This window comes from Kushneria halocnemicola (assembly GCF_965650455.1).
In the GTDB taxonomy this organism is placed as follows: Bacteria; Pseudomonadota; Gammaproteobacteria; order Pseudomonadales; family Halomonadaceae; genus Kushneria.
The window spans coordinates 2,174,953-2,193,865 of the sequence record NZ_OZ287968.1 but is presented as its reverse complement, the minus strand read 5'-3'; the positions used below and the strand labels follow the sequence as shown (position 1 = coordinate 2,193,865).

The following is an 18,913-nucleotide window of genomic DNA, read 5'->3' as shown; positions in this document are numbered from 1 at the left end:
GACACCGCGAGAAATCACCATGTCCAGCCATGACGATCTGTCGGCCAGCGAAACGCTGATGTCTTCACCGGCGCGAACACTTCTGGAAGCCATCGATCACCATTTCGCGACCCACCCCGAATGTCGCCTGCTGATACTTGACGACGCCTGGCGCGCCGACCCGCACTGGTACCCGCTGTGCCAGGCGCTGGGCGCCCCAAGGGTACTGCGCGAGAGCTTCTATCAGCGGCCGTGGCAGTGGCTTGTGTCCGACTACGCCGCCCAGCCCTTTGACATCGAGCGCGGCCTGCCAAAGCGTCCGCCAGCGCCCCGGGGCGTGGTCTATGAACGCCTCGATCCGCGGCTGGAAAGCCGTCTCACTCTGCGGGCCTGCGAACACGAGCGCGATCTTGAGCGCGTGCACCAGTGGATGCAGCAGGAACGTGTGGCGCGCTTCTGGCAGCAGGACAAGCCGCGTGATGAATTCAGCGACTGGCTGGACCAGCGGCTGGCCGAGCCTCACCGCCTGTCATTGATTGCCGAGCTGGACGGCGAGGCGTTTGGTTACTTCGAGCTCTATTGGGCCCCCGAAGACGTGCTGGGCGAGTACTACGACTGGCAGGCCTTTGATCGCGGCCTGCATGTGCTGGTCGGCGAAGAGGCATTTCGCGGCGCGCACTTCGTGGATGGCTGGCTGACCGCGCTGCAGCACTACGCGTATCTGAGCGAACCGCGCACCGAGCGCGTCGTGCTGGAACCCGATGCCGGCAACGAGCGCATCTTTCGCCATCTCGAGCGGCTGGGGCTTTTCAGCCAGCGCGAATTCGATCTGCCCGACAAGCGCGCCATGCTGGTCATGGGCACGCGCCACCACTTCTTTGGACAGGTGATGTGATGCTGCCGGACACCGGTAAGTCGATACTGCCGCCACAGCTTGCCGCCATCGACCCTGACGAGGCCATTCGTCGCCACTGGGCGCGTGCCAACCGGGCGCTGATCGCCAGGATGATCAGCGAGCTGGCCTATGAACAGGTGCTGTTGCCCGAGGCCGATGGAAAAACCGAGAGCGATAACAAGGGCTGGCGGCTCGATATCGATGCACTCGCCCCGGATGAGCGCAGCACCTCGACGGGGAGTCACGCCTGCGGGCGCTGGCACTTCCGGGCCCGGACCAATCTGTGGGGCCAGCTGCTGATCGATGCCGAAAGCCTTGCCGGCCCGACAGGCGCGGGCGAGACGCCGGAGGCGGCCGAGTTTCTGCTGGCACTTGCCCCCGGCATGGGCATGAACGACGCGCAGCTCGCCGAGCATCTCGAGGATCTTTTCAACACCCTGCGCGGTGACTGCTATCTCATCGAGGTCCATCAGCGCCTGGGCGCCGATGAAGCGATCGGCCTTGCCGAGCCTCAGCGTCAGGCCGTGCTGGACGGGCATCCGAAATTTTTGTTCAACAAGGGACGGCGCGGCTGGGGCGTTGAGTCGCTTATGCGCTACGCCCCGGAGTATGCCCGTCCGTTTCAGGTCGAATGGCTGATGGTGCGCCGCGAGCGGCTCAAGAGCAGCCGCATGGCCATCGATGAGGCCACGCTGCTCGATAGTGTGCTGGAAGAGGAGGACAAGCGTGCCCTGCTGGCGGCGCGTGATGGCAAGTGTGCGGTGCTGGGCGAGCGGGCCGAGGCCTATGCGCTGATGCCGGTCCACCCCTGGCAGTGGGCGCGCATGCTTTCCATGCTGCACGTGGGCGATATAGGCCGCGGCGACATGGCCTGGCTGGGCGCCTTCGGCGATCACTTCGTGGCCCAGCAGTCGCTGCGCACGCTGACCAACGCCAGCCGGCCGGGGCGCTTTGATCTCAAGCTGCCGATCACCATCATGAACACCTCAAGCTATCGCGGCATCCCGGGGCAGTACATGCTGGCAGGCCCGGCCGCTTCCCACTGGCTGCAGGCGCGCGCCGGCGATGATGACGAGCTCGCGCGCGCCGGGCTCGAGGTGCTGGCCGAGCCGGCGTCTGCCGTGGTCGAGCACCACCAGTACGGCCGGCTGGATGACGCGCCGTATCGCTTTCGCGAGCTGTGCGGCGTGATCTGGCGTGAAGGGCTGGCCCCGCGGGTGGGCGACAATGAGCACGCCCTTTTGATGTCGGAGCTGATGCAGTGCGACGGCCACGGTCGGGCCTGGCTTGCCGCCTACATCGAGGCCTCCGGCATCGATGCCGAGCAGTGGCTTTCCGCCATGTTCGAGGCCACGCTGATCCCGATGTATCATCTGATCTGCCGGTTCGGGGTCATTATCATCGCCCACGGGCAGAACCTGACCCTGATTTTGCGCGATGGCGTGCCGCACCGTCTGGCGCTCAAGGACTTTCAGGGCGATCTGCGCCTGGTCGACGAAGACCTTCCCGAGGCGCATGACCTGCCGCGTGAGCTGGTTGATGTCACCGTGCGCCTGGGGCCGGAAAAGCTGATTCACGACCTGCAGACCGGCCATTTCGTAACGCTTTTGCGCTTTGTCGCGCCTCTGGCCGAGCAGGCGGGTGTGAGCGAGACGCGCTTTTATCAGCTCTGCGCCGCGGCGTTGAGAGACTACATGGCGCGTCACGAAACACTGCAGGCCCGCTTTGACATGTTTAGTCTGTTCAAGCCGCGTATCCTGCGCCTGGGGCTTAACCGCTCAAAGTTTCTGCATGCCAATGACCACTCGGCGGCGCGCATGCTGCCGGACATGGATCATTTGATCGATAACCCGCTCTATTACTGCCTGAGTGATGAGGATTCGCTGCGCCGCCACGGCGAGGCGGCGCTGGCCCGTCAGGGAGCGTAGGCTTCGTCTCAAAAGTGCCTGCGCTCGACCATACGGCGTTAAAAATTGACTCAAGATGCTCATTTACACCGCGTAAACTCCGCTCTTTCGCCAATTTTTGCCTTGTCTGGACGTCGCTCGTCGACTTTTCAGACAGAACCCAGCTATCCGAGATATTGCCCAACATGGCTGATACCCCCGAGCTTCTGGACCTGGCCGGCATCGGCGCCGGTCCGTTCAATTTAAGCATTGCCGCACTGGCCGCCGACCGTCTGCCCCGGCTGTCCACGCGGTTTTTTGATCGCCAAAAGCGCTACGCCTGGCATGAAGGCATGATGCTGCCGGACACGCATCTGCAGACCGGCTTTTTAAAGGATCTGGTCACCGCGGTCGATCCGACCAGCCGCTGGTCGTTTCTCAACTATCTGGTTCAGCACCGGCGCTTTTATCGCTTCCTGAACGCCGAGCTTTCCACGGTCTCGCGGGCGGAGTTTTCCGACTATCTGCGCTGGGCCGCCGAGGGGCTCGACAACGTCTGGCTGGACCACAGCGTGCGTGAAATCGATCACGACGGCGCGCATTTTCGGCTCAGGACCGATACCCGGGACTTTTGCGCGCGGCATCTGTGTCTGGGCAGCGGCAAGTTGCCCTGGCTGCCGGTCTTTGCCCGCGAGCATCAGGGCGAGCGCTGTCTGCACGCCGAATCGATTGCCTGGCGCGCGCGGGATTTTACCCACCAGCGTGTGGTGATTGTCGGCGGCGGCCAGAGCGGGGCGGATATCTTTATCAATGCCTTGCGCGGTCACTGGGGACCGCCCAGATCGCTGCACTGGCTCTCGCGCCGGCGCAACTTCCAGCCGCTGGATGAGACGGCGTTTACCAACGAATACTTCACGCCCGGCTATACCTCGCAGTTTGCCGGACTGGAAGACGAGGTGCGCCGGCGCGAGGTCAGCGCGCAGAAATATGCCAGCGACGGCATTACGCCCGCGGCGCTGACCGAAATCTATCAGACGCTCTATCACCGCTTTGATGTGATGCACGAGCCGCGCTGGGCGCATCTGCTGCCCCATCGCGAGGCGGTCGACATGATCCGTGTCGCACAGGGCTTTGCTCTGCAGGCCCGACACGGCACCACCGGGGTGCTTGAACACTTTGAGGCGGACGTGGTGATTTTTGCCACCGGTTTTGAATCGAGTCTGCCCGAGTGCATGGCGCCGCTGGCCGACCGGATCGGGCTGGACGCGCACGGCGAGCCGAGCATGGGGCGTCATTTCCTGCTCGACTGGCAGGGTGGCGGCGACAGTCGCATCTATGCCGTTAATGCCGGACGCACCCGCTACGGCATCGCCGAGCCGCAGCTGTCGCTGATGGCCTGGCGCTCGGCGGTGATTCTCAACCACTTGAGCGGCGAAGCGATGTTTGATCTGGAAGACGACCCCGGTCCGATCGACTGGTCGCCGCAGGGGCCGCAATCAGCATAACGGCAAGGTGAGCGCGAGCCATTCAGGGCACACTGTGGCCCTGTTCGTTCGTCAGGGGTGCCTTTCGAAGGGCACGCACACAGCAATGAACCAACCCAACGGCGCCGATGTCACAACCATCGACGACCTTCGGACAAGGCAGTGACGGCCACTGCATCATCGACCAGACAGGACATGAGGACCATGAATAACCAGACGTTGCGCAAGCGAGCGATCGTGATGTGGGCAGTGGTATCGCTGCCGATTCTGTGGCTTTTTGCCGTGATTACCAGTCCTGCCTTTGGCGTGTTTCAGATCGTGAGCTTCGCGCTGCTTCTGATCTCGGCGGCCATTGCCTTTCACGTGCTGACCGACATTCTCTGGCGTCGGGGCGTGGGCTACAGTCAGAACGGCTTCTGGCAGCAGCTGGACAGGTCACTGCGTCGCGCCGTGGGCGGCTATGCCTTCTGTCTGGCAGCCGCCGCGCTGTATGCCATCTTCCAGAACGCCTTTGTGGCGGCCATCGCCTTTTTGCTGGCCATCTTCGGGGTCTGGTGGATTCTCGGCGGCATGCTGCATGTCATGGAGCAGATGTATGAAGACGAGCTGCACACGCGCCGTGAGGCCAGCCTCGCTCGTCGTGAGGCCACCGAGGACACCGGCGAGCAGGACAACGCTCAGGCCTGAGCCGAGTGTTCATCGGGGCGGGTGGTCTTGAGCCGCGGGCAGTTGCCGCACAGCCCCAGCGAGTCATCGAGATAGCGCAGGCAGCACATTCGGCGACAGCGCCACGGCTCGACCTCGCCGCTGTCGTCGACCACGTCGATATAGTCCACCGGGCGGTAGAACGGGTTGCGCTGGCGGTCCGGCAGCTGACGCTGCGCCATCATGGCGCGTGCGCCCTCGATCTCGAAAGTGCTCGCCAGCCCCTGGCGTGCCAGCTCATTGACCGCAAACTCGAAGTAGACCGCAGCATTGCTCCACAGCACGCGAGGCGAGAAATGCACCCGTCGGGCGAGCGCGTCGATCAGCGGTGTGAGATGGCGCGCGATCAGCGGACAAAAGCGCACGCAGCCGTTGTCCAGGCTGATGGTCCCTTCATGCGGCAGCACGAACCGTTCGGGTGTGCCGTCATCTGCGAGCACCACCCCCATCTCCTCCAGACCGGTCGGCAGATGAACATCCCGACAGAGTTCGATCACCGTGACGGGAATGATCAGCTGACTCAGGTAGTGCTTTGACCACTGCGTGGCGATCGCGCGGCGCTCCCGGGGGCCGTGATGGTCGCTAAAGCGTGTCAGAACCTCTTCCAGCACGTCCTGCTCCAGCAGGCGGCGCACGGGCATGGCCCCTTCCACGCCCGCACCCCGACAGGTCAGGGCCGTACCAAAACGCGCCAGTCGCTCGTTGAACAGGGCGTCAAACATGACGGGTTACCTCCGGGATGGCCGACACCTTGCAGGTCAGGCATTCATGTGTGAATGAGAATGATTCTAGCAATGAAACCGGGGCGTGTAGTTGCCTGAATGCGCCTGTTGCTGGACCATGTCGATCATTGCCACCGCCACGGGAAGTCTCTGCATGCAGCCATCCGGGAAGTATCGCGTCGTATTGTTTGATTTTGACGGCACGCTGGCCGATTCCGAGAGCGCCCATCACCGGGTATGGAACGAGATTCTCGGTGAGATGGGGGCCCATATTGATGATGAAGAGTATAAGCGGGAAAGCTCGGGGACCCCGGTCACCCAGGAGGTCGAGCGGCTGATTCGCACCCGCGGGCTCGATATCTCGCCGCAGGCGCTGGTCGATCGCAAGGTCGAGCGCACCGTGGCAAGTTTTACCGAAAATCCGATCGCGCTGATGGATCACGCCCTCGAGATCCTCGAGTGGTGTCGGGCCCGTGGCCTGGCCACGGCGCTGGTGACCGGCAGCGGTCGCGAGGAGATCGCCCCGACCATCGAGCATTACGATCTTGCCGGATTTTTTGACCACGTCGTGACCCGCAACGACGTCACGCACTCCAAGCCCCATCCGGACTGCTATCTGAAGGCGCTGGGCCTGTGCGGCATCGAGGCCGACCAGGCTGTGGCCATCGAAGACACTCGTCACGGTGTGGACGCCGCCTGCGCCGCCGGCATCGATGTGATCGTCATCCCCAACGCCTATTCGTGCGGTCAGGACACCAGTCGCGCCACGGCCCGACTGGAGAGTCTGGCGCAGGCGCGAGACTGGATCGATGCGCGTCGCGCGCCGCGCTGACCCGGCATGGATCATCGACAGCTCGGTTTTCTGGTGGCGCTGGCCCGCGAGCGCCATTTCGGGCGCGCCGCCACGGCCTGTAATGTCACCCAGCCCACCCTTTCGGCGCGGCTCAAGCAGCTGGAAGAGGAGCTGGGCTGTGCGCTGATCATTCGCGGCCACCGCTTTGAGGGGCTGACCCCTGAAGGCGAGCACGTGCTGAGCCACGCCCGGCGCATTCTCGCCTCGCTCGATGAGCTCAACGCCGAACTCGACCCTAAAAGCCCACCCAGCGGTTCGTTGCGCCTGGGGCTCATTCCCTCGGCGCTCGGCGCCGTCAGCCGCTGGATCGTGCCGCTGCGCGAGCAGTACCCGGGCCTGTCGCTGCGGCTGATGGAGCGCGCAACCCTGCCGCTGATGCAGTCGCTGATGGAGGGCGATATCGACGTGGCGGTGGGCTATCTCGATGTCCCGGCCGCCGAGCCCTTCGTGGCGCGGCGGCTCTATATCGAGCGCTATGCGCTGCTGGCGCGCGCGGACCGCTTTACGCTGCCGGACAGGCCCGTCTGGGCCGATATTGGTGCCTTTCCACTGTGTCTTCTGACACCGGACATGCAGCAGCGCCATCGGGTGGACATTCATGCCCGCCGCGAGGGCGTAACGCTTTCGCCGGCGCTGGAGACCGAATCCATGGCATCGCTTGAGCGGCTGGTCGAGCAGGGCGCCGGTGTCGGCATCGTGGAGCAGCACAAACCCGCCGCCGGATACCCGCCGGGGCTGATACACCGCCTGCTGCCGGCCACCGAGGAGGACCCGCCGGTGGGGCTTTTGTGGCGCGCCGGGGCGCCGCCCTCGCGCCGGCTTCGGGCGCTTCTGGAGTGGCTGCGCGAGCCCTGAGCGCCTCCTGCAGACGCCTCGTCGATTGATGATGCTCAAGAATTTGATGACGTTGACGGATTTGATAGACGCCATCGATCAATTCATGTCGCGGCTCCATTGGAGCGCGCCGCGAGCGCGGCGTTAAACTACCCCCACTCGCCATCCCGTGCAGCGCCATGCAGGACGATGTCCCGTTGCGGGCATCGCATTCATTGTCATGATCGTCTGCCAGAGGAGTCGTATTGCCATGTCGCTTTCCGAGTACGAGGACGCTACCAAAACCCCCGGCGAGCAGCTCAACGGGCCGCCGGAGCTGCCGATCACGCTGTCCTTCAACGAGACCGCCTATGCCTCCGTGCTGGCCACGCCCGAGGCGCTGGAGCACTGGGCCATCGGCTTTGCCTTCAGCGAAGGCATGATCACCCGCGCCTCTCAGGTCAGCGAGATCACCACCGATCGATTGCGCCATGGCGTGCGGGTGCGTCTGAACGTGGCGGCGCACATTGAACGCCTGGGCGGCGAACGCCGCCGCGTGACCTCGGCCTCGTCAAGCTGCGGGCGCTGTGGCAGTGCCGAGGAAGCGCAGATGATGGAAGGGCTGCAGCGTCTGCCCGCCAGTACCCCGCCGCCGCCGGCACAGCTTGAAAGGGCGCTCGAGCAGCTCTCGAGTGAAGGCCAGCCCGGGCTTCACATGGCGCTGGGCTTTGATGGTGACGGTCAGCGGCTTGGCACCGGGGTCGATATCGGCCGGCACAACGCACTCGACAAGCTGATCGGTGCCTCGCTGGTCGAGGGCCGCCCCCTGTCGATGGTACTGCTGTCGAGCCGCTGCAGCCTGGAGCTGGTGCAAAAGGCGGTACGCGCCGGCATTCCGACGCTGGCCACGCTGTCTCATCCCTCAACGCTGGCGGTCGATATCGCCCGCCTGTGCGCGCTGAATCTGATCTGCTGTCATCGAGGCCGGCGTCTGACCCTGCTCAGCAGTGGCTGATGCGGCGTCTGCTCGCCCTGAGCGACCTGTATCGATGTTCTTGTGTGACCTGTCTGCTCCAACCGTCTGACATAAAGAGTTTTCCGTGACCCAATCCAGGGAACGCATTTTCGAATATACCCACCCGGCCGCCGGCTGGGGCGCGCTGATCTCCGTTGGTCGGCATCTGCGTCACAGCCGTGCGCCGCTGTCCAACGTGCGGGCGCTTTTAAAGCTCAATCAGCCCGACGGCTTTGACTGCCCGGGCTGTGCCTGGGGCGACCCCGAACACGCCTCGTCGTTCGAGTTCTGCGAAAACGGCGTCAAGGCGATCACTTGGGAGACCACCGCCAAGCGGGTCACGCCGCGCTTTTTCAGGCGCTGGTCGGTCAGCGAGATGAAAACCTGGGACGACTATCGCCTGGAGGATCAGGGGCGTCTGACCTCGCCGATGCGCTATAACCCTGAGACCGACCACTACGAGTCGATCTCCTGGGCGGATGCCTGTCAGCTGGTGGCCGATCGTCTCAAAGCGCTGGATCATCCCGACCAGGCGCTTTTCTATACCTCGGGCAAGGCGTGCAACGAGTCGGCCTGGGTCTTTCAGCTGCTGGCGCGTTTGTACGGCACCAATAACCTGCCGGACTGCTCCAACATGTGCCATGAGGCCAGCGGCACCGGGCTTTCCGAGGCATTGGGTACCGGCAAGGGCAGCGTGCTGCTGGAGGATTTCGAGAAGGCGGAAGCGATTTTCACCTTCGGCCAGAACCCGGGTACCAACCACCCGCGCATGCTGGGCACCCTGCGAGAGGCGGCCGATCACGGCTGTCAGATCGTGGCGTTCAACACGCTCAAGGAGCGCGGGCTGGAGCGCTTTGCCGACCCGCAGCGCAAGCTGGAAATGGCCACCGGCGGCAGCGGTCGTATCAGTTCGCTCTATCTCTGTCCGGCCCTGGGCGGGGATATGGCCGCCATTCGCGGCATGGCCAAAATCGTGTTCGAGCGCGACGACCGAAACGGCAACGTGCTCGATCGTGACTTCATCGCGCAGCATACCGATGGGATCGAGGCGTGGCGCGCCGTGGTCGAGGCCACGCCCTGGGCGGCGATCGAGGCGCAGTCGGGGCTGAGTCGCGAAGAGATCACCGAGGCCGCCGAGGTCTATATCCGGTCCAATGCCACCATCTGTGCCTGGGCGATGGGCATCACCCAGCACGAGCATTCGGTCGCCACGGTACGCGAGATCATCAATTTCCTGCTGCTCAGGGGCAACATCGGCAAGCCCGGTGCGGGCACCTGCCCGGTGCGCGGACACTCCAACGTGCAGGGCGATCGCACCATGGGCATCTATGAAAAGCCTGACGAGGCGTTTCTGGACGCGCTGGAAGCTTTCTATGGCGTGGCGATGCCGCGCGAGCATGGCCATGACACGGTCTCGGCCATTCGCGCCATGCGCGACGGCCAGTGTCGCGTCTTTATCGGCTTGGGCGGTAATTTCGCCCGGGCGACCTCCGATACCCCCGTCTGTGAGGCGGCACTGGAACGCTGTGATCTGACGGTCCACATGAGCACCAAGCTCAACCGCAGCCACCTGGTCACCGGGCGTGATGCGCTGATTCTGCCGGTCATTGGTCGCGTTGAGGTGGACCGCCGCGCCGATGGCAAGGCGCAGCTGATTACCGTGGAAGACTCGATGAGTATGGTTCACGGCTCCGCCGGGATTCACAAGCCGGCCTCCAAAGAGCTGCGCTCGGAAATCGCCATTCTCACCGGCATTGCCCAGGCGCTGCTGGGCAGTGACGTAGTGGACTGGGAGGCATTGAACGCCGATTACGACCGCATCCGTGACCACGTCGAAGGCGTCCTGCCGGGCTTTGAAGATTTCAACACCCGCGTGCGCCAGGAGCGTGGCTTCTGGCTGGGCAACCCCGGCGCGCGGCGCGAGTTTCCCACCGACACCGGTTTTGCCAGGTTCTCAAACGAGCCGCTGCCCGAGGCGGTACTGCATCAAAAACTCGCCCGGCGCGAGGGCTGGCTGACCCTGCAGACCCTGCGCAGCCACGATCAGTACAACACCACAATCTATGGCTACAACGACCGCTACCGGGGCGTGGAAGGCACGCGCCGGGTGATCTTTCTAAGCGCTCATGACATCCACCGTCTGGGACTGGTCAAAAACGACTGGGTCAATCTGATCGGCGCGTCCGATGACGGGATCGAGCGCCGTGCCGACGGCTTTCGCGTGGTGGAGTACGACACGCCCCACGGCTGCGCGGCGGCCTACTATCCCGAGACCAATCCGCTGATTCCACTGGACAGCGTCGGCATCAAGAGCAACACGCCCAACTCCAAGTCGGTGGCCGTTCGTCTTGAAAAGAGTCAGCGGCTGGCCTGATGGACCTCGAGCAACTGACCCCTGAGCAGCTGTCGCGCCTTGAACGCTGGCTGCAGCGCCACCCGGACCTTGATGGCCTGGAGGCGCTGCTGCTCGAGCGTCTGGAGGCCGGCGAGGCCGTCGGGAAAGGGCACCAGGACAGTGGCCGGCTCTCCCGCGAGCTGGATATGGCGCATGCGCTGGTGCGGCGTGCGGCGTCTTCTCTCGAGGCGCAGGGTCTGGTCGAGACCACTTCGCGCCGCGGGGCCGGCCCCGGTCTCCGGCTTTCGCTGATCACTGATGCGGCGAATGTTTGAAGCCTGACGCCCGGGCCGGCATGTGCCGTCTTGCAGGCGGTCGGCATCAATCGATCTTCCCGGCTTGATGCCGGCGGCTTCAGGGGGCACGATGCGGGCTTCCTGAACAGGACGTGTCCAGCACGTGGGGAGCACATGATGTTTCGGCTCGGCTTCGGCCGGCGTCTTCGGTGGCGCGCGGTATCCGGCATGCTGATGGGGCTGGCGCTGGTGTCATCATTGAGCGCCGCAGGCGGCGCTGACGCCGCACCCGGTAATCGATCCCTGCAGCTTGAGCAGCGAAGCCTTCCCGAGCTGCGCGGCATGCTCGATCGCGGTGAGGTGACTTCCGAGCAGCTGACCCGCTTTTATCTGGCCCGTATCGGCGCACTGGATGATCAGGGCCCCACCATCAACGCCATTCTGGATCTGGCCCCCGGCGCCATCGCTCGGGCCCGCGAGCTTGACCGTCACCGCGACGAGGGCGGTCACGGGCCGCTCTACGGCATCCCCTTTGTGGTCAAGGACAACATCGATGTCATGGGGCTGCCCACCTCGGGGGGCTCCATGGTGCTTTCGCACGCCTATCCCGAAGACAGCGCCCACGTGGTCCAGCAGCTGGAGCAGGCCGGGGCGATTTTGCTGGGCAAGACCAACATGACCGAATTTGCTGCCAGCTACGGGGATACCGGCTACAGCTCCCGCGGCGGCATTACCCGCAACCCGTGGCGGCTCGATCGCAGCGTGCTGGGCTCGAGCAGCGGCTCGGCCGCCGCCGTGGCGGCCGGGTTTGCCCCCTTTGCCATCGGCACCGATACCGAAGGCTCCGTGCGCGGACCGGCCCATGCCACGGGGCTTGTGGCGATGCGCCCGGCGCTGGGCCGGGTCAGCCGTGACGGCATTATTCCGCTGGCGATGTCCTTTGACACGCCGGCCCCCATGACGCGCACCGTGCAGGGCAACGCCTGGGTGCTGGCCGCCATGGCCGGCCGCGATGACGATGATGAAGCCACCTGGTTCAACGACCGCGCGCCGCTGGAGCACATCGAGTCCCTGTCGGTGCCGGCGACGTCCACACCGCTGGAAGGGCTGCGCGTGGGGGTGATCGAGCATCGCGAGGCGGGCAATCGCCAGATCGAGGCGCGCTTTGCCCGGGTGCTTGAGCGTTTCAGGGCGCTGGGCATCATGCCCGTACAGGTCACGCTGGCGTCGCACTACCTCGATCTCTGGCCCGGTGCGGTGGGCCCGGTACACGAAGCGGAGTTCCAGCCCCAGCTTGAGCGCTATCTGCGCCAGTTCGGTGAGGGGCAGCCGCACACGCTCAAGGAGATCATCGAGCGCTGCGAGGCGCTCAATCAGCATGCCGGCGACAATCCGCCGGTGACGCCGCGCCGGATTCGGGGCATGCAGTATCGCCTCAGCGAGCGCCGGGAAGGCTCGCCCGGCTATCTGGAGGTGGTGTCGCGACGTATCCCCGAGCTTCGCGAGCATCTGGCACAGTTCATGGCAGACAACGAGCTTGATGCCCTGATCTTTCCCACCGAGGCCTGCCCGGCGCCGCCGCTGGAAGGCGGCGAGCACGATGACTACGAGTGCACGGCCGGCGAGCCGTTTGCGCTGGGCTACATCGCCTCTGCCACCGGCTTTCCCGAGCTGACGCTGCCGATGGGCACCACTCGCGCCGGGGTGCCGATCAACGTCTCGCTTCTGGGCGGCGAGCGTCAGGAGGCGGCACTCTATCGGCTGGGGCTGGCATTTATGCAGGACGTCGCCGATGATGATCTGCTTGCACTGCCCGCCATGGCGCCGTTGAAACTGCCCGGGCAGCCCCCCGCCATTTCTGATCGGAGAACACCATGAGAAACGCTGTATTGACGGCGCTGGCCATGACGGCCTTTCTGGGACTGGGCGGCTGTGCCTGGTTTGGTGGGGGCAGCGATGATGCCGCGACCTCGCCGGCAGACACTGACGCGGTTGCCGCCAACGATGCCGCTCCGGACGAGGCGCAAAAGGCCTGTGGCGCGGATCGTCTCAAGGCGTTGACCGGGGCCAGGCTGGATCAGAACGTGCGCCAGCACATCGTGGATCAGAGCCAGGCGCGCCAGTTTCGCGTGCTGGCCCCGGATACCATGCACACGATGGACTATCACGAGGACCGGCTGAACATTCGCGTCAATGAGCAGGGCGTGATCCAGTCGTTTGGCTGCGGCTAGTCGCGTATCACGCCGCCGCCGGGGCCCGACGCGGCGGCTTGAGCCGGGCGGCGAGCTGTTTTTCCAGCAGCTCGAAGCTTGCTCTGGACAGCGCGGCAATGAGCACCATGCTGATCGCCAGCGTCAGCCAGATCGGCAGGCCCCAGTGCTCGTGGAGCAGGGCGTTGGCCAGCCACAGCACGATGATATGAGCCAGATAGACGGAATAGGACTGATCACCCATCTGCTTGAGAACGCCGCAGCCGGTAAACACCGGTTCAAGACGAATCATGGCGATGACGAGCAGCGCCGCCGGCAGCCCCCACACCAGAAGTCGCCATGAACTCTGATCGGTAAAGCAGAGCATGAGCGCCACACTCCCCAGCGCCACGGCAACCCAGGGCCAGCGGCTGTCAGCCGCCGACAGCCAGCCATGGCGATAGAGCATGCCCACGCCCAGACCCAGCAGAAATTCGTAAATGATGGGGTCGGCGTAGAAGCTGCTGACCATGTCCAGATGGGACAGGGTGAGATTGAGCACCATGATCATGGCCAGTACGGCCCACAGTCTCACGCGCGGCGGCAGTAGAAAGGAAAGGGCAAAGACGAGATAAAACATCATCTCGAAATTGAGCGTCCAGCCCACCGGCAGTATGGGGTAGTCGCCAAAGCCTGCCGGATTTTCATTGGGAATAAAGAAAAGCCCCATGATCAACGAGGGCAGGTCCAGCCCGTATTCCGGCATCAGCTCACCGGCAAACAAGAGAATGGCGGCCGTTACGGCGGTATAGAACCAGTAGACCGGCACGATACGCGCCGCGCGCTGCCACAAAAAGCGCAGGGTCTTCATCGAACGGTCGGCCGTGGTGATGTAGATGACAAAGCCGCTGATCACAAAAAAGATATCCACACCCATCTGCCCTCGGGTTGAAAGCAGATGGCCGGCCGGATTATCGGTATCAAAGCCAAAAAAGACCTGCATGACGTGGTGAAAGACCACAAGCCAGGCGGCCAGGGCGCGAAGCGCCTGTACGGAGATGAGCATACAACGTGTCCTGTCGTGCGATGGGCGGTCCATGCCTGCCTGAATCAGGACGGGGAGTATAGGACACTGCATCGGCGACAGGATTCACCGCTCTGAACGATTTTTCCGACAGGCGTTACTTGTCCCGATTGGCCCGCGCAAGGGCCTGCTGGTAGGCGTCGGTAATCTGCTCGGTGGACAGTCCCAGCTGCGCCAGGCGAGGCCAGTCGATGATCTCCCACCGGGCCTTTTGATAGTCGATGGCCGTTTGCAGGATCAGGCCCAGCGGCCCGGTATGATGCATCAGGGCGGCTTCGATATCCGGATGGACGGGAATGCTTGCCAGGATCTCTTCCAGTGGCTGATCCATGAAGCTGTCAAGACACGAGAACAGGCCCACGGTAAAGCCCATCTCGCTGGTCTGACCGGGGAGATGACTGGCCAGCTGATGGCAGAAGTGACCCAGCATCATGGCCAGCTGCTGCAGGGCGTGCGGCTTGTCATCAAAGCGCGACAGCACCAGAAGACTTGCCAGGCTTCGAATACGCGACAGTCCCAGCGCCATGACCGCGCCGTGCAGGGAAGTGACCGGGCGGCTTTGCTGGGCAAAGGCGGAGTTGGCCATGCGCAGCAGACGAACGCTTAAAAAGGGGTCGCGCTGGACGGTTTCTGCCATGTCGCGCATGGAGATATCGGCGGCGTTGAGCTCGGCCAGAAGTCTCAGGGTGTTGAGACGATTGACCGGCATGACCCGACCATAGACCGGCTCCGGCCGCGCCAGAAAATAGCCCTGAAACAGCGTGCAGCCTGCCTCCATGGCGATTCGATAGTCCTGCTTTGTCTCGATCTTCTCAGCCAGCAGCTGAAGGTCGGGATAGCGTGCCTTCAGCGCCATCACGGCGTGGGTAAGTGCCTCGGCGGTATAGGCGGGGTAGTCGAGCTTGACGATATCGGTAAAGGGCAGCAGCGGATGGCTGGCATCCTCGAGCGTGTAGTCATCCAGCGCCATGACATGGCCTTGCTCACGCAGGCGCGTCAGCGCCTCGATGACCTCGGGCGTGTCGGTGACATCTTCGAGAATCTCGATGATCAGGGCCCGGGAGTCGAAGGGGATGTCCCGCGTCAGGCTGTCGGCGGTGAAATTGACATAGGCAGGCTGGCTGTCGCACACCTCGTCGATATCGGAGGCCGTAAAGGCGTTGATCAGGACCTGACTGGTGGCGCGATTGCCATCAAAATCGGCGGCCACGATCGGGCCGCCGCCATAGGGGCGAAACAGCAGCTCATAACCGGCAAGCTGCAGCTGGCGGTCATAGATGGGTTGACGGGCAAACAGTACGCCGGCGCTGTCGTTGGAGTCTTCGCTCATGGTGTCTTGGTATCGTTGAAATAACGTCTGCGCTATGGCCTTGAATAACCGCGATGCCGGTGGCTTTTATTAGCATTCACCTGTGGTCTTGTATCGTTATCGTCCGGCATCGCTGTGGCTTGAGGGTGGGTTATTCGAAAAGTCATGTGCCTGAAGACGCTACATCGTCAGGGCGCGTGCGTTTTCATCAGGGATGTCCTGCATCGAGACAAAGCCCGGGATCTCCTCGATGCGCCCGCACCAGTGCACCACATGCGGCCAGTCGAGCAGCAAAAGGCCGGCCTGGTCGGCAATATGGGTATGGGCAAACAGGGCGATATCGGCAAGCGAGAGCGTATCGCCGGCCAGAAAGGGCTGCATGCTCAGCGTCTGTTCCATGATATCCAGCGCCTGACGCGCATTTTCCTGACGTGCGACCAGCTCCTCGAGTCGCTCGCTCGGATCCCCCTGATACCAGTGAATCAGACGGGCCACCGATAGTGAGGGCTCATGGCGATGCTGCTCGAAAAACATCCACTGCAGCATCCGGGCCCGGTCGAATTCATCGTCGGGCACCAAGGCACTGTTGCAGGCCAGGTAATAGAGAATGGCGTTGGATTCCACCAGCGTGCGCCCATCGTGGCGCTCCAGCATGGGAATGCGGCGCGCGGGATTGCGGGTGGCAAAGTCGTCGCTTCGGGTCTCGCCGGTCAAAAAATCGACATCGAACCAGCGATGACCGATTTCCAGCAGTGCCAGGGTGAGTCTGACCTTGTAGCAGTTGCCCGAACGATAGTCGCCGTAGACGGTCATCATGGCATCGTCTCCGTGATCTGGTGGCCCATGAGAAGAATGCAGACAGTGTGGCACAACCCGTCAGGGCCATCCTTAAGCCTTTGGCAATGTAACGTAACAGGGCCCTGCCACGCGGGTGGCAGGGCCCTGATAAGCAGTGCTGGAGCGGATGCGATCAGGCGGTGGCCAGCAGCCCGGTCTGGCGCTGGACCTGTTCGGTATCCATCAGATGAATGGTCACCGGCACCGACTTGGCCGCAATCGTATGGCTGCGCTCGTCACGGTTGGCGATCGGTATCAGCCCGTTGGTTTCGGGGTAATAGGCCGCCGCGCAACCTTCGGGCACGTCATAGGGCATGACGCGAAAGCCGGCCGCGTGGCGTGCGATGCCGTCTTCTGCCACGGCGCGAAACTCGATCATGTTGCCTTCTTCAAGGCCGAGCCTTTTGATATCGGCCGGGTTCATCATGACTACCATGCGCGTGCCGTACACGTCGCGATAGCGGTCATCCAGCGAGTACACCGTTGTGTTGAACTGGTCATGCCCTCGGGTGGTGATCAGCTGAAAGTAGTCGGCCTGCGGCGAGGTCATGCCGGTATCAAGCGTGTCGCCGGGAAAGAGGAAGTTGGCGCGACCGCTGTCGGTTTCCCAGACCCGCTCGCGCGCGGCGTTGTAGAGATGAAACCCGCCGGGGGTACCCACGCGAGCGTTGTAGTCCTTGAACATGTCCGGAAAGACCGCCTCGATGCGATCGCGAATGCGCGCATAGTCCTCGCTGAGCCACTCCCAGTCGACCTTCGTATGCGGGGGCAGCGTGGCACGGGCGATACCGGCGATGATCGCCACCTCGGATTTGAGATGGGGCGAGGCCGGCTCGATCTGGCCGGTCGAGGCGTTGACATTGCTCATGCCGTCTTCAAGGGTGACGGTCTGCAGCACGCCGGCCTGGATGTCCTTCTCGGTACGGGCCAGACACGGCAGGATAAAGGCCTTCTTGCCGTGGATCAGATGGCTGCGGTTGAGCTTGGTCGAAATCTGCACGGTCATTTTCAGCGTATTGAGCGTCTTCTCGGCGACCCGATCGATATCGGGAATGGCGCGAAAGAAGTTGCCGCCCAGTCCGATAAAGGTATCCACGCCACCGTCCAGAATGGATTCACAGCACTGGGCCACATCAGCGCCGTGCTGGCGCGGTGACTCGATGTCGAACACCTGGTCGAGTTGGCTTAGAAATTCTTCGCCCGGCTTTTGGTAGATGCCAACGGTGCGATCGCCCTGCACGTTGGAGTGCCCCCGTACCGGACAGGCCCCGGCACCGCGCCGGCCGATATTGCCGCGCAAAAGCAGCAGATTGACGATCTGCTGTACGCCGTCACCGCCGTGCGTCTGCTGGGTAATGCCCATGCCCCAGCAGCAGATGACACGCTCGGCGGTCATGTAGACCTCGGCGGCCTGTTCGATCGCCGCCCGGGTCAGCCCCGAATGGCGCTCGATGCGTTCCCAGTCCAGCGCGCGACAGTGATCGGCGAAGGCCTCCAGGCCGTGGGTATGGGCCTCGATGAATTCGTGATCCAGAACCTGCTTGTCGCCGCTGGCCTGTGCCCGGTCGTCGGCCTCGATCACCACCTTGCACATGCCCTGAATGGCGGCAATGTCGCCGCCGATGCGCACCTGATGGTACTGCGAGCTGATGGTCGTGCCGGCAGGCTTTAGCATGTCCTTCGGGCTTTGCGGGTTGGCAAAGCGCACCAGTGCCTTCTCGCGCAGCGGGTTGAAGGTCACCACGGCGCCGCCGCGGCCCACCAGCTCGTGCAGATTGCCCATCATGCGCGGGCTGTTGGTGCCGGTGTTTTGACCGAAGATAAAGACCGCGTCAGTGTGATCGAAATCGTCCAGCGTGGTTGTGGCCTTGCCCACGCCCAGACTGTCGGGCAGCGAGACCGTGGTGGTCTCGTGACACATGTTGGAGCAGTCAGGGAAGTTGTTGATGCCGTACATGCGACCGAACAGCTGATACATGAACGCCGATTCGTTGGGCGCATGGCCCGAGGTATACAGCTGTACTCGCCAGCGGTCCTTTTGGGCCTTGAGTTCTTCGCCGATCTCGCGAAAGGCGTCATCCCAGCTGACCGCTTCGTACCTGTCGGTTTCGGCGTTGTAGCGCATCGGGTGGGTCAAACGCCCCTGACTTTCCAGTTCGTGGTCACTCCAGCCCGAAAGCTCGGTGACGGTGTGGCGTTCGAAAAATTCCGGGCGAACGCGCTTGCGGGTGGCCTCCCAGGCCACGGCCTTGGCGCCGTTTTCACAGAACTCGGCCATGGCCGGTTTGACCGGGTCGGGCCAGGCGCAGCTGGGGCACTTGAAGCCGTTGTGCTTGTTCATCGACAGCATCAATCGGTTGCCGATAAACGGCACTTGCTGGCGGAACATGTGCTCCTCGACGGCCCGGATGGCCAGCCAGCCGCCGCCGGGCGAGGTGCCCTCGTCCTGACTGCCGTAAACCCGGTCGTTACTCTCGTGCGCGGTATGCTTTTTCACCATGATGGCCTCCG

General features: G+C 63.4%; 16 protein-coding genes. 11 read left to right on the top strand and 5 right to left on the bottom strand.

Annotated elements, in window-relative coordinates:
* Positions 1-19: 19 nt before the first annotated feature.
* The 4 genes from ACS92L_RS09995 to ACS92L_RS09980 all read left to right on the top strand — a co-directional run bounded on the left by ACS92L_RS09995 (position 20) and on the right by ACS92L_RS09980 (position 4,931).
* Positions 20-874 carry a GNAT family N-acetyltransferase gene (locus ACS92L_RS09995; protein ID WP_438764570.1) on the top strand — a complete coding sequence of 285 codons (855 nt, stop codon included), beginning with the start codon at positions 20-22 and terminating at the stop codon, positions 872-874.
* Complete coding sequence (locus tag ACS92L_RS09990; RefSeq protein WP_438764569.1) at positions 874-2,802, top strand: IucA/IucC family protein; 1,929 nt, start codon at positions 874-876, stop codon at positions 2,800-2,802. The genes ACS92L_RS09995 and ACS92L_RS09990 overlap by 1 nt, the downstream gene beginning before the upstream one ends.
* A 164-nt stretch (positions 2,803-2,966) precedes the next feature.
* Positions 2,967-4,265 carry a lysine N(6)-hydroxylase/L-ornithine N(5)-oxygenase family protein gene (locus ACS92L_RS09985; RefSeq protein WP_438764567.1) on the top strand — a complete coding sequence of 433 codons (1,299 nt, stop codon included), beginning with the start codon at positions 2,967-2,969 and terminating at the stop codon, positions 4,263-4,265.
* 183 nt (positions 4,266-4,448) lie between these two features.
* On the top strand, positions 4,449-4,931 hold the full coding sequence (locus ACS92L_RS09980) for a hypothetical protein (RefSeq protein WP_438764566.1): 483 nt from the start codon (positions 4,449-4,451) through the stop codon (positions 4,929-4,931).
* Here the strand turns inward: ACS92L_RS09980 and fhuF are convergent.
* A complete protein-coding gene (fhuF, locus tag ACS92L_RS09975; RefSeq protein WP_438764565.1) occupies positions 4,922-5,671 on the bottom strand; it encodes a siderophore-iron reductase FhuF in 750 nt (249 codons plus the stop codon). The two genes, ACS92L_RS09980 and fhuF, sit on opposite strands and share 10 nt — an antisense overlap.
* Before the next feature lie 154 nt (positions 5,672-5,825).
* Between fhuF and ACS92L_RS09970 the strand changes: the two genes are divergently transcribed.
* The 7 genes from ACS92L_RS09970 to ACS92L_RS09940 all read left to right on the top strand — a co-directional run bounded on the left by ACS92L_RS09970 (position 5,826) and on the right by ACS92L_RS09940 (position 13,214).
* Complete coding sequence (locus tag ACS92L_RS09970) at positions 5,826-6,503, top strand: HAD family hydrolase (protein ID WP_438764564.1); 678 nt, start codon at positions 5,826-5,828, stop codon at positions 6,501-6,503.
* Positions 6,504-6,509: 6 nt separating this feature from the next.
* Positions 6,510-7,379 (top strand): LysR family transcriptional regulator, encoded by an 870-nt coding sequence (locus tag ACS92L_RS09965; protein WP_438764563.1) that lies wholly within the window; start codon positions 6,510-6,512, stop codon positions 7,377-7,379.
* Between the two features lie 229 nt (positions 7,380-7,608).
* The gene (locus ACS92L_RS09960; RefSeq protein WP_438764562.1) at positions 7,609-8,352 is read left to right on the top strand and encodes a formate dehydrogenase accessory sulfurtransferase FdhD; all 744 of its coding nucleotides are present in this window, start codon (positions 7,609-7,611) and stop codon (positions 8,350-8,352) included.
* A gap of 85 nt (positions 8,353-8,437) precedes the next feature.
* Positions 8,438-10,726 carry an FdhF/YdeP family oxidoreductase gene (locus ACS92L_RS09955; RefSeq protein WP_438764561.1) on the top strand — a complete coding sequence of 763 codons (2,289 nt, stop codon included), beginning with the start codon at positions 8,438-8,440 and terminating at the stop codon, positions 10,724-10,726.
* Positions 10,726-11,022 carry a hypothetical protein gene (locus tag ACS92L_RS09950; RefSeq protein WP_438764559.1) on the top strand — a complete coding sequence of 99 codons (297 nt, stop codon included), beginning with the start codon at positions 10,726-10,728 and terminating at the stop codon, positions 11,020-11,022. The genes ACS92L_RS09955 and ACS92L_RS09950 overlap by 1 nt, the downstream gene beginning before the upstream one ends.
* Before the next feature lie 135 nt (positions 11,023-11,157).
* Positions 11,158-12,861, top strand: a complete 1,704-nt coding sequence (locus ACS92L_RS09945) for an amidase (protein WP_438764558.1) — start codon at positions 11,158-11,160, stop codon at positions 12,859-12,861.
* On the top strand, positions 12,858-13,214 hold the full coding sequence (locus ACS92L_RS09940; RefSeq protein ID WP_438764556.1) for an I78 family peptidase inhibitor: 357 nt from the start codon (positions 12,858-12,860) through the stop codon (positions 13,212-13,214). Before ACS92L_RS09945 ends, ACS92L_RS09940 begins: the two co-directional genes overlap by 4 nt.
* Before the next feature lie 7 nt (positions 13,215-13,221).
* On the opposite strand, the gene ACS92L_RS09935 is transcribed toward ACS92L_RS09940, so the two are convergent.
* The 4 genes from ACS92L_RS09935 to ACS92L_RS09920 form a co-directional block, all read right to left on the bottom strand.
* The gene (locus ACS92L_RS09935; RefSeq protein WP_438764555.1) at positions 13,222-14,238 is read right to left on the bottom strand and encodes an acyltransferase family protein; all 1,017 of its coding nucleotides are present in this window, start codon (positions 14,236-14,238) and stop codon (positions 13,222-13,224) included.
* A gap of 115 nt (positions 14,239-14,353) precedes the next feature.
* Positions 14,354-15,586 (bottom strand): EAL and HDOD domain-containing protein, encoded by a 1,233-nt coding sequence (locus ACS92L_RS09930; RefSeq protein ID WP_438764554.1) that lies wholly within the window; start codon positions 15,584-15,586, stop codon positions 14,354-14,356.
* 159 nt (positions 15,587-15,745) lie between these two features.
* A complete protein-coding gene (locus tag ACS92L_RS09925) occupies positions 15,746-16,381 on the bottom strand; it encodes a glutathione S-transferase family protein (protein ID WP_438764553.1) in 636 nt (211 codons plus the stop codon).
* 154 nt (positions 16,382-16,535) lie between these two features.
* Positions 16,536-18,902 carry an FdhF/YdeP family oxidoreductase gene (locus ACS92L_RS09920; protein WP_438764551.1) on the bottom strand — a complete coding sequence of 789 codons (2,367 nt, stop codon included), beginning with the start codon at positions 18,900-18,902 and terminating at the stop codon, positions 16,536-16,538.
* Positions 18,903-18,913 lie beyond the last annotated feature (11 nt).

What these genes read in the sequence shown, in the direction of transcription:
- ACS92L_RS09970 (WP_438764564.1), top strand. Translation starts at nt 5,826, where the DNA reads ATGCAGCCATCCGGGAAGTATCGCGTCGTATTGTTTGATTTTGACGGC.
- ACS92L_RS09920 (WP_438764551.1), bottom strand. Translation starts at nt 18,902, where the DNA reads ATGGTGAAAAAGCATACCGCGCACGAGAGTAACGACCGGGTTTACGGC.
- ACS92L_RS09960 (WP_438764562.1), top strand. Translation starts at nt 7,609, where the DNA reads ATGTCGCTTTCCGAGTACGAGGACGCTACCAAAACCCCCGGCGAGCAG.
- ACS92L_RS09995 (WP_438764570.1), top strand. Translation starts at nt 20, where the DNA reads ATGTCCAGCCATGACGATCTGTCGGCCAGCGAAACGCTGATGTCTTCA.
- ACS92L_RS09965 (WP_438764563.1), top strand. Translation starts at nt 6,510, where the DNA reads ATGGATCATCGACAGCTCGGTTTTCTGGTGGCGCTGGCCCGCGAGCGC.
- ACS92L_RS09925 (WP_438764553.1), bottom strand. Translation starts at nt 16,381, where the DNA reads ATGATGACCGTCTACGGCGACTATCGTTCGGGCAACTGCTACAAGGTC.
- ACS92L_RS09940 (WP_438764556.1), top strand. Translation starts at nt 12,858, where the DNA reads ATGAGAAACGCTGTATTGACGGCGCTGGCCATGACGGCCTTTCTGGGA.
- ACS92L_RS09935 (WP_438764555.1), bottom strand. Translation starts at nt 14,238, where the DNA reads ATGCTCATCTCCGTACAGGCGCTTCGCGCCCTGGCCGCCTGGCTTGTG.
- ACS92L_RS09980 (WP_438764566.1), top strand. Translation starts at nt 4,449, where the DNA reads ATGAATAACCAGACGTTGCGCAAGCGAGCGATCGTGATGTGGGCAGTG.
- ACS92L_RS09930 (WP_438764554.1), bottom strand. Translation starts at nt 15,586, where the DNA reads ATGAGCGAAGACTCCAACGACAGCGCCGGCGTACTGTTTGCCCGTCAA.
- ACS92L_RS09985 (WP_438764567.1), top strand. Translation starts at nt 2,967, where the DNA reads ATGGCTGATACCCCCGAGCTTCTGGACCTGGCCGGCATCGGCGCCGGT.
- ACS92L_RS09945 (WP_438764558.1), top strand. Translation starts at nt 11,158, where the DNA reads ATGATGTTTCGGCTCGGCTTCGGCCGGCGTCTTCGGTGGCGCGCGGTA.
- ACS92L_RS09950 (WP_438764559.1), top strand. Translation starts at nt 10,726, where the DNA reads ATGGACCTCGAGCAACTGACCCCTGAGCAGCTGTCGCGCCTTGAACGC.
- fhuF (WP_438764565.1), bottom strand. Translation starts at nt 5,671, where the DNA reads ATGTTTGACGCCCTGTTCAACGAGCGACTGGCGCGTTTTGGTACGGCC.
- ACS92L_RS09990 (WP_438764569.1), top strand. Translation starts at nt 874, where the DNA reads ATGCTGCCGGACACCGGTAAGTCGATACTGCCGCCACAGCTTGCCGCC.